Source organism: uncultured Thermomonas sp. (assembly GCF_937872235.1).
In the GTDB taxonomy this organism is placed as follows: domain Bacteria; phylum Pseudomonadota; class Gammaproteobacteria; order Xanthomonadales; family Xanthomonadaceae; genus Thermomonas; species Thermomonas beijingensis.
The window spans coordinates 1-9,794 of sequence record NZ_CALMPC010000048.1; the positions used below are offsets into that span (position 1 = coordinate 1).

The 9,794-nt window shown below is 58.9% G+C and carries 8 protein-coding genes; 5 read left to right on the plus strand and 3 right to left on the minus strand.

Annotated features, from left to right (window positions below; genetic code table 11):
* Positions 1–482, minus strand: a 482-nt coding sequence (locus QWB57_RS03880; protein ID WP_288968421.1) for an MFS transporter, incomplete at its 3' end; no start/stop codon positions are given.
* A 223-nt stretch (positions 483–705) separates the two neighbouring features.
* On the opposite strand from QWB57_RS03880, the gene QWB57_RS03885 reads away from it, so the two are divergent.
* Positions 706–1,269 carry a TIGR00645 family protein gene (locus QWB57_RS03885; protein WP_223629061.1) on the plus strand — a complete coding sequence of 188 codons (564 nt, stop codon included), beginning with the start codon at positions 706–708 and terminating at the stop codon, positions 1,267–1,269.
* Positions 1,270–1,297: 28 nt separating this feature from the next.
* The gene (gene uvrD, locus QWB57_RS03890; protein ID WP_288968423.1) at positions 1,298–3,484 is read left to right on the plus strand and encodes a DNA helicase II; all 2,187 of its coding nucleotides are present in this window, start codon (positions 1,298–1,300) and stop codon (positions 3,482–3,484) included.
* Between the two features lie 113 nt (positions 3,485–3,597).
* Here the strand turns inward: uvrD and QWB57_RS03895 are convergent, their stop codons facing one another.
* A complete protein-coding gene (locus QWB57_RS03895; RefSeq protein WP_223628809.1) occupies positions 3,598–3,879 on the minus strand; it encodes a DUF2782 domain-containing protein in 282 nt (93 codons plus the stop codon).
* A gap of 227 nt (positions 3,880–4,106) precedes the next feature.
* Here QWB57_RS03895 and QWB57_RS03900 point away from each other — a divergent pair, with 227 nt between their 5' ends.
* Together QWB57_RS03900 and QWB57_RS03905 are read left to right on the plus strand one after the other, a co-directional pair.
* Positions 4,107–4,862 (plus strand): hypothetical protein, encoded by a 756-nt coding sequence (locus tag QWB57_RS03900; protein ID WP_223628805.1) that lies wholly within the window; start codon positions 4,107–4,109, stop codon positions 4,860–4,862.
* Between the two features lie 98 nt (positions 4,863–4,960).
* On the plus strand, positions 4,961–5,920 hold the full coding sequence (locus QWB57_RS03905) for a hypothetical protein (protein WP_223628804.1): 960 nt from the start codon (positions 4,961–4,963) through the stop codon (positions 5,918–5,920).
* A 161-nt stretch (positions 5,921–6,081) separates the two neighbouring features.
* Here QWB57_RS03905 and QWB57_RS03910 read toward each other — a convergent pair whose 3' ends face one another.
* The gene (locus QWB57_RS03910; RefSeq protein WP_288968425.1) at positions 6,082–7,917 is read right to left on the minus strand and encodes an ABC transporter ATP-binding protein; all 1,836 of its coding nucleotides are present in this window, start codon (positions 7,915–7,917) and stop codon (positions 6,082–6,084) included.
* A gap of 72 nt (positions 7,918–7,989) precedes the next feature.
* Between QWB57_RS03910 and QWB57_RS03915 the strand changes: the two genes are divergently transcribed.
* The coding region (locus QWB57_RS03915) for a DNA polymerase (RefSeq protein ID WP_288968427.1) at positions 7,990–9,794 on the plus strand (1,805 nt) is incomplete at its 3' end.

The following is a 9,794-nucleotide window of genomic DNA, read 5'->3' on the forward strand; positions in this document are numbered from 1 at the left end:
GGGCCAATCGTGGTACCAAAATTATTGACCCCGCCCGCCATGGTCAACCGCTGTGCACCGGTGGCCGGGTTGCCCATCACGATGGCCAGGGGATTGGCCGCGATCTGTTGCAGCGCAAATCCAAGCCCGACGATAAACAAGCCCGACAGCATCAGCGGGAATGAACTGTTATTGGCTGCCGGATAAAACAGCAAGGTGCCCAACGCCGAGATCAATAGCCCCACGCAAATGCCGTTCTTGTAACCGATCTTGTTCAGCAGGTCCTGCCCAACCCATTTGGAAATGCCGAAATAAATCAACGAGCCCACGGTATAGGCGACGTAAAACGCCACGGCCACCAGCTGGCTTTGCGACTGACTGAGGTTGAACGCTTTTTTGAAGACAGGGATCAGGATGTCATTGCTGGCGGCAACAAAGCCCCAGAAAAAGAACACGGTGATCAGGACGCCGAACTGCGCCCATCGGGTTGGTTGATGACTCATGGTGCCCCGCTGCGATTTGAGTGCCTGTGGCCGGGGATCCATCGGGCCGGTAGGCGTTTCCCCAGCGGCAGTACACCAGTGCCTATCCGGCATGTACAGCGTTGCGGCATTGCAAACGATTGCGAAGGTGGGTTGACGTCACCCCTGCTTGCACGTTGCAATGCAGCATCCTCGATCCGAACGGTTGCCGATGTTGCCTGAATCCACTTCCCGCCTGTCGCCGATGTCCGCGCTGATATTTTCCTCGCGCTGGCTGCAGTTGCCGCTGTATCTGGGCTTGATCGTGGCCCAAGGCGTGTATGTGTTCCTGTTCGTCAAGGAACTCTGGCACCTGATCCACGATGCCGCCAGCCTGAACGAGCAGGGCATCATGCTGATCGTGCTGGGCCTGATCGACGTGGTGATGATCTCCAACCTGCTGGTGATGGTGATCGTCGGTGGCTACGAAACCTTCGTCTCAAGGCTCAATCTGGAAGGCCATCCCGACCAGCCGGAATGGCTGTCACACGTCAATGCCAGCGTGTTGAAGGTCAAATTGGCGATGGCGATCATCGGCATTTCCTCGATCCACCTGCTCAAGTCCTTCATCGAAGCCGGCCAGTTGGGTTTGCCGCTGTGCACCGTTGACCTGCTGGCGGCCAAAGCGCTCTGTACCAAAGCCACCGCACAGGGTGTGATGTGGCAGACCATCATCCATATCGTATTCATCCTGTCGGCCATCGGCATCGCATGGACCGACAAGTTGATGACCGGCAACGCCAGCAAGCGCGAACACGCGGGCCATTGAGGCCGCCCATCCCGGTAAAATCCGGCGGATGGATGTTTCCCACTTGCTTGATGGGCTGAACCCGGCCCAACGCGAAGCCGTTTCTGCCGCACCCGGCCACTATTTGGTGTTGGCCGGGGCCGGTTCCGGCAAAACCCGTGTGTTGACCCATCGCATCGCATGGCTGCATGAGGTGTTCGGGGTGCCGCTGCACGGCATCCTGGCGGTCACCTTCACCAACAAAGCCGCCGGCGAGATGCGCGGACGCATTGCCGCGCAACTGGGTGGCGAGCCGCGCGGCGCGTGGATCGGCACCTTCCACGGCCTGGCCCATCGCCTGCTGCGCCTGCACTGGCAGGAGGCGAAGTTGCCGGAAGGGTTTCAGGTGTTGGACAGCGACGACCAGCTGCGGCTGGTCAAGCGCGTGGTGCAGCAATTGGAATTGGACGATGGCCAATTTCCGCCGCGCCAGCTGACCTGGTGGATCAACGCGCAAAAGGACGAAGGTCGCCGCCCGCAGCATATCCAGCCCACCCCGCATGACCCATGGGGGGATGTGCAGTTGCGTGTGTACACCGCCTATGAAGAGCGCTGCCAGCGCGCAGGCTTGGTGGACTTTGCCGAACTGCTGCTGCGTGCGCATGAATTGCTGCGCGATACCCCGGCGTTGCTGGCGCATTACCGGCATCGTTTCGGGCAGATTCTGGTGGACGAGTTTCAAGACACCAATGCCATCCAGTACGGATTTATCCGGTTGTTGGCAGGCAGCTCCGGGCACGTCTTTGTGGTGGGTGATGACGACCAGGCCATCTATGGTTGGCGCGGTGCGAAGGTGGAGAACGTGCAGCGGTTCTTGGGTGATTTTCCAGGTGCGCACACCATTCGCCTTGAACAAAATTACCGTTCCACCAGCACCATCCTGGATGCCGCCAATGCGGTGATCGCGCATAACAGCGACCGGCTGGGCAAGAAGCTGTGGACCGATGCCGGCGAAGGTGAGCGCATCGACCTGTATGCGGCCTACACCGAGATGGACGAGGCCGCTTATGTGGTCGATCGCATCCACCAATGGGTGCGCGAGGGTGGCAGCCGTAGCGATGCGGCGATCTTGTATCGCAGCAACGCGCAGTCGCGTGCCTTTGAAGAAGAATTGTTGAAGCGGCAAATGCCGTATCGCGTGTATGGCGGCATGCGCTTTTTCGAGCGCGCCGAAATCAAGGACGCACTGGCGTATCTGCGTTTGCAGGCCAACCGCGATGACGACGCGGCATTCGAGCGCGCCGTGAACACGCCACCACGCGGCATTGGCGAGCGCACTCTGGATGAAGTGCGCCGCACCGCGCGAGAGTATGGGCAATCGCTATGGCAGGCCGCGCAACGCCTGTGCCGGATGTCCGCCCTCAGCGCCCGCGCACGCAATGCGCTGGCCGCGTTCGCGCAGTTGATCGACGGGCTGGGGCAGGCAACCACCGAACTGCCGCTGGCAGAAAAAATCGACCATGCACTGTTGCGTTCCGGTCTGCGTGCGCATTACGAAAAAGAATCGCAAGGACAGTTGGATTCACGCACCGACAACCTCGACGAACTGATCAGTGTGGCCAGCCGGTTTATCCGCAGTGATGAAGACGATGCGGCCGCCATGCCGGAGCTGGTCGCCTTCCTCAGCTATGCCGCACTGGAGGCCGGCGAAGGCCAAGCGCAGGCCGACGAAGACAGCGTGCAGCTGATGACCCTGCATAGCGCCAAGGGCTTGGAGTTCCCGCTGGTGTTTCTGGTCGGGTTGGAAGACGGTTTGTTTCCGAATGCACGCAGCAAGGAAGAACCCGGCCGCATGGCCGAAGAGCGCCGGCTGGCCTATGTCGGCATCACCCGTGCCCGCCAGCAATTGGTGTTGTGTCACGCCGAATCACGGCGCATCTACGGCAGCGATGTGCTCAACGCACCCTCGTGCTTCCTGCGCGAAATTCCGCAAGCGCTGCTGCGCGAGATCCGCCCCAAACCCAAGCCGCAGCAGTTTGTACGCGGCGCAGCACACATCCCTGCACGCAACTACGGCCACGCCGCCCTGGAAGCCCCGCCGATCCGGCTGGGCGCGAACGTGCGCCACCCCAAGTTCGGCACCGGCTTCGTGACCGACGTCGAAGGCAACGGTGCGCACGCCCGCGTGCAAGTCAATTTCGAGGACGTCGGCAGCAAATGGCTGGTGCTGGCCTACGCGAATTTGAGTCCGGCGTGATGATCCAACTCAGTTGCTGTACCCACGGAGCAGAATGCTGACTGCATAAACAGCCTTGATGCATATCGGTGTGCTTGGGGAGAAGAAGGCCGACAGTACCAGTGGGGCTTTGCTTACCAGCTAAACAGCTTGTAATAGGTCATCGGGCCGCCCTTGCTGTCGCGTTCGTCAATCACGCCATCGCCGTTGCGGTCGTAGATGTAATAGGTGGCGCCGCGTGCGGGCACAACCTTGACCATGGTCAGGCGGTTGTCGCTGCGATATTCGGTGATGACATCGCCATTGGCTTCGGTGTGTGTGGCCGGGGTGGCGTCCTTGGCCAGCATGTCTTCGGGGGCAGCGGTGGCGCAAGCGGCAAGCGTCATGGCCAAAATAATGGGAAGTGCGTTGCGCATGGCGGTGGCCTGAAGTGTGGGTGGGGTAAGTATGCGACAAGAGCGCCCATTTTCTCCCCTCACCTTCGCGGAGTGGGCATGCCTTTCGGGCAACTTTTCACGTATGCTGGGAAAAGGGAGATCACTTGCTTGGGGAGTAATTTTGATTTTTCCGTAATTTCCATGCGGGCGGGAATTTAGGTTTCGTGGCAGAAAAATTTTATTGATATAGAAAGGGGATACTGCGCGTGATCAAAGCGAGAATAATTGCAACTGCTATATTCCTCACGGGCGGGCTTGTCTTGTCGCCACAGACAGTCGCCTTGCAATATGCTGGCGATGGCTGGTGGTGCGAGGAAAGTACTGGCTACTACGATGGTTCTGGATGGGTTGTTACAGGGGGTGCGTGCTACTACAGCCCTTTCTCAAGTCCTGGTGAGTCTGGAGGTGGAGGTGGTGGGCCCGGGGGCGCGGGTGAGGGAGGCGGTGGGGGTGGTGGCCTTGGTGGCGGTTTACCAGCACCGGATGACCCCAATGAAGTCCGTCAGGATTTGGATATCTCTCCTGATCTCAAGTGCGTACTGAAAAATTATCTCCACCCAGATTCAAAACTGCCGCTGACAAAGACTCTGAAAAGAGTCGAGACTTGGGCATTTAAGGAATTCATCAACGGCGCCCCGCAATACGGTTATAAATTCTCGGACAACAACCAATCGCCCGGCCCAAATTGGAAACCAGTAGGCGGAGTGTCAGGTTATGGCTACGCATACGGAAGACTCTATAATGCAGCATTCAAATCAGGGGTGCTCACAAAAATTGGCGAACATTACACTGGCAGCAACAAAATCGACGAAAATCTATCAGCTACTGAAATGTCAGTATTTGCCTCTGGCCATGAAGCCGCACATTTAGTGGTCGCCAATGCAACCGAAGCGATGGCAGACTGGTATGGAATATACACTCTCCAAAAATACAGAGAAGACAAAGAGCGGAAATGCAGGTAATTAGAAATTGCACGCTCAATACCTACGGATTTATTTGCAGCGAAATTTACCGCTAAAAAGATGGAAGCCACCATCTCAACACAAATTCGGCCATAAGCATGAAAAGTTTAAGGATTTACATCATCTCCGGGCTTGCTTTCGTGTCTCTTTCGACATTATTTATTCGGGAAGTAGGATTTCCTCACAAAGCAAACCAGCCGACACCGGCAAATGAAACGCACCAAAAACCCCCAAAATCTATCAACCCAGCTCACTCCTTACCAAGCACAGACTCCAGCGAATGGGCGCGCCGACTGGCCGCACGAGGTAACGCCAGCGATTTGAAGTCAACTATCGAAATTTTCAAGGAATCTGGAAATTGCTTGCAATACTTTGTTGCGCTGCATGAAATTGCAGCCGCCCAAGGCAATGACCACCTGAATAGCGTGCCACAAGCAGCCACTCCGGCCAGTGGCAGGATATATCCGAACTTGCAAAGAGCATCCTCCGTACTGGCGCAAACGAAAACTTTTTGCTCTGGATCGGACGAAGAGTCCGTTGCCAGAGTCTACATGTCATCTTTATTGAATGCCGCATTACTTGGGGATGCAGACGCTCAAAGCTGTTTCATTATTACCGGTGCAGCAATTCCATCACCCAAGGTGATGCTGTCTGGAAGGTATACCCAATACCTGGAAAGTCGATACATTGAACATTCAGCCGTCTTCACACAAAGCGCACTTGAACGCGCTGACCCTTATGTTGCAGAAAATGCAATTTACAAATACATCGAATCGCCGTCACTACACCCTTCCGCACGGGATAATCTGCCATTACCGAACCCGTACTTAACATTTCGCGCTGCACGACTTGCTTCGCTCAGAGCTTTACCTGAGCAAAGCGTATCTCTTCAAAAGAGCTTGACTACATTCGAAAAACTGGACCTTCTCACTGATGATGAAATCGCGAGTGCTGATGAGTGGGCACAGGCAACTTACGCACGTGATTACTCAAATGCCCCAAAGCTCGACTTAAACCGCTTCACCCCATGTCATTCACTCAAGGAAACAACACCTTGATGATTATCCTACCTATTGGCCCACACCCAACCGAAATTCATCCGCATCGCACAGGGCCGTGTTCCTGCAGCGGCACGGCTTGCAGCAGCATGGTGGGGCCACTCCGGCACCGGTGGCTTCGCTGAGTGGGGGTAGGTCAGTGTTTCGTTAACGAAGGCAAGCTAGCCGGCATCCAGCTCCAAAAACCCACCCGATTGGCGTTGCCACAGCTGCGCGTACAGGCCGCCGCTGGCGAGCAGTTGCTCGTGGCTGCCGGTTTCGACGATGCGGCCTTGATCCATCACGATCAGCCGGTCCATCGCGGCAATGGTGGAGAGCCGGTGTGCAATCGCAATCACGGTTTTGCCTTGCATCAGGCGGTACAGATTTTCCTGGATCACCGCCTCCACTTCCGAATCCAGTGCCGAGGTGGCTTCGTCCAGCACCAGGATCGGTGCGTTTTTCAGCAGCACGCGGGCAATGGCGATACGCTGGCGCTGGCCACCGGAGAGCTTCACCCCGCGCTCGCCCACTTGCGCATCAAATCCGCGCCGGCCTTTGCTATCGGCCAAGTGTTCGATGAAGCCATCGGCGTTGGCCTGGCGTGCGGCGTCCAGCATTTCTTCGTGGCTGGCATCGGGGCGGCCGTACAAAATGTTTTCGCCGACGCTGCGATGCAGCAGCGAGGTGTCCTGGGTGACCACGCCAATCTGCGCACGCAGCGAGTCTTGCTGCACCGACGCCACATCAATGTCATCGATGGTGATACGGCCGGCTTCCACGTCGTGAAAGCGCAGCAACAGATTGACGAGGGTGGATTTGCCCGCACCACTGCGCCCCACCACGCCGATTTTTTCACCGGGCGCGATGTGCAGTTGCAACTGCTCGATCACGCCACTGCCCTTGCCGTAATGGAAGGTGACATTTTCGAACCGAATATCACCGCGCACCTTCGGCAGCAGCGGCGCGCTGGGCGCATCGTCCACCGTGGGCGGCAAGGCAATCGAGCTGATGCCATCGTGCACGGTGCCGATGTTTTCGAACAATGCCGACAGTTCCCACATGATCCAATGCGACATCCCCAAAAAGCGCAGCGCCAAGGCCAGTGCCACCGCCAATGCGCCGGTGCTGACTTGCGCGTGCAACCACAAGCCGATGCCGGTTGCGCCCACGGCGAACAGCAGCGCCATGTTCAGCGCATACAGCACGCTGTAGGCGCGGGTGGCCAAGCGCATCTGCTGATACACCGGGGTCAAAAACCCGGCCATTGCCTCGCGTGCATAGGCTTGCTCGCGTTGCGAATGCGAGAACAATTTGACCGTGGCGATATTGGTATAGCTGTCCACGATGCGTCCGGTCATTTGCGAGCGCGCATCGGCTTGGCGCTGCGACACCGCGCCCATGCGCGGCACAAACCAGCGCATCAACAGGGCATAGCAACACAGCCAGCCAAGGAACGGCAGCATCAAGCGCCAGTCCGCGCTGGCCGCCACCAGCAAGGTGCCGCCCACGTACACCACAACATAGTTGCCGATGTCGAACAACTTCACCACGGTCTCGCGCACCGCCAGCGAGGTCTGCATCAATTTGGTGGCAATCCGGCCGGCAAATTCGTCCTGGAAATAGCCCATCGACTGGCGCAGCAAATAGCGGTGCACATTCCAGCGGATGCGCATCGGAAAATTGCCCAGCAGGGTTTGGTGCTGCACGGTGGAATTGAGCAGCACCAGCAGCGGCAGCACCAACAGCACCAATGCCGCCATCCACCATAGGCGCGCGCCTTCTTCGCCCCAAAAGCGCGCCACACCCAGCGCTGACATGCGATCCACCAATTTGCCCACGTACGCATACAGCGCCACTTCGCCCAGTGCGAATGCCGCTGAAGTGGCCGCCATCAACAGCAGCCAAGTTTCCGCGCCGCGCGTGAAGTGGCGGCAGAACGCATACAGCGTAGCCGGCGGCTGCGTGGGGGGCGCGTCCGGGAACGGGTCAAGACGGGATTCAAACCAGCGCAGCATGGGCAGCGTCCGTGGGCAGTGCGGACATTGTGCCAGCGCAACCACGCGGACTGCCGCGGGTAGAATCGTGGCATGACAAAACTTGTATTGATCGACGGTTCGTCCTATCTCTACCGCGCCTTCCACGCGCTGCCGCCACTGAGCAATGCTGCCGGCGAGCCCACGGGTGCGCTGTTTGGGGTGGTCAACATGCTGCGCGGGCATTTGAAGGAAGCGCCCGAGCACATGGCCTTTGTATTGGATGCCAGCGGCCCCACGTTTCGCGATGCGCTGTTTCCGGCATACAAGGCGCAACGCCCGCCGATGCCGGACGAGCTGCGTGCACAAGTCGCACCGATGATGGAGATCGTGGCCGCGTTGGGCATCCCGATATTGCGTGTCCCCGGGGTCGAGGCCGATGACGTGATCGGCACGCTGGCAGTGCTGGGCGCGGCGCAGGGCATGGCGGTGGTGGTGTCCACCAGCGACAAGGACATGGCGCAGTTGGTGCGCCCCGGCGTGGTGTTGGTCAATACCATGAGTGGTAGCAGGCTGGATTCGGATGCGGCGGTGCTGGCCAAGTTTGGCGTGCGCGCCGAGCAAATCATCGACTACTTGGCGCTGATGGGCGATGCCGTGGACAACATTCCCGGCGTGCCCAAATGCGGGCCGAAAACAGCGGCCAAATGGCTGGCCGAATACCACACGCTGGACGGCGTGATCGCCAATGCTGACAAGATTGGCGGCAAGATCGGCGAGAGCTTGCGTGAAGCCTTGCCACGGCTGCCGCTCAATCGTGACTTGACCACCATCAAGACCGACGTGGTGCTGGAACAGGGGCCGGCGGAATTGGCCTTGCGTGCACGCGATGTGGAGGCATTGCGCGGCCTGTATGCGCGTTACGGCTTCAATCAAGCACTCAAAGAATTGGATGGTGATGCGGCATCTTCTATTGCGGCACCGGCCAAACTGCCCAGCACCAGTGGGCGTGGATTTGTGGCACCACTGCCAACCACCGCCACTCCAATCGACCCGGGGCTGTCGGCAGCAGGCGAATACGCGTGCGTGCTGACGCCTGCGCAGTTGGATGCATGGGTGGCGCAATTGCACGCCGCCGATGCCTTCGCCATCGACACCGAAACCGATTCGCTTGATCCACTGCAAGCCAACCTGGTTGGCATCAGCCTGAGCGTGACACCGGGCAAGGCCTGCTACATCCCACTGGCACACGACTTTCCCGGCGCGCCGGCGCAGTTGCCACGCGAAGTGGTGTTGCAGACGCTGCGCCCGCTGTTGAGCGACCCGGACAAACACAAGATTGGCCAGCATGGCAAATACGACCTGCATGTGCTGGCGCGGCACGGCGTGGCGCTGCAGGGCTATGCCGATGACACGATGCTGGAAAGTTTCGTGCTGGAAGCCGGCGCTGCACGCCACGACATGGATTCGCTGGCGCTGCGGCATCTGGGCTACACCACGATCAAATACGACGCGGTGACCGGCAAAGGTGCGAAGAAAATCCCGTTCGCGCAGGTGAGTGTGGACGATGCCACCCGCTACGCGGCGGAAGATGCCGATATCACCCTGCGCCTGCATCGCGTGCTGGGCGCAAAGCTGGCCGCCGAACCGGCCCTGCAGACGGTGTATCGGCAGATCGAAATGCCGTTGGTGCCGGTGCTGGCGCGGGTGGAAGCCAACGGTGTGCTGATCGACACCGAGGTCTTGCGCACGCAGTCGGCGGAATTGTCGCGGCGCATGCTGGCCGCGCAGCAACGCGCCACCGAACTGGCCGGGCGCAGCTTCAATCTGGATTCGCCCAAGCAACTGGGCGCATTGCTATTCGATGAATTGAAATTGCCGGCGCTGGTGAAAACCCCGGGCGGTGCGCCGTCCACCAA

What these genes read in the sequence shown, in the direction of transcription:
- QWB57_RS03885 (WP_223629061.1), top strand. Translation starts at nt 706, where the DNA reads ATGTCCGCGCTGATATTTTCCTCGCGCTGGCTGCAGTTGCCGCTGTAT.
- QWB57_RS03895 (WP_223628809.1), bottom strand. Translation starts at nt 3,879, where the DNA reads ATGCGCAACGCACTTCCCATTATTTTGGCCATGACGCTTGCCGCTTGC.
- QWB57_RS03910 (WP_288968425.1), bottom strand. Translation starts at nt 7,917, where the DNA reads ATGCTGCGCTGGTTTGAATCCCGTCTTGACCCGTTCCCGGACGCGCCC.
- uvrD (WP_288968423.1), top strand. Translation starts at nt 1,298, where the DNA reads ATGGATGTTTCCCACTTGCTTGATGGGCTGAACCCGGCCCAACGCGAA.
- QWB57_RS03905 (WP_223628804.1), top strand. Translation starts at nt 4,961, where the DNA reads ATGAAAAGTTTAAGGATTTACATCATCTCCGGGCTTGCTTTCGTGTCT.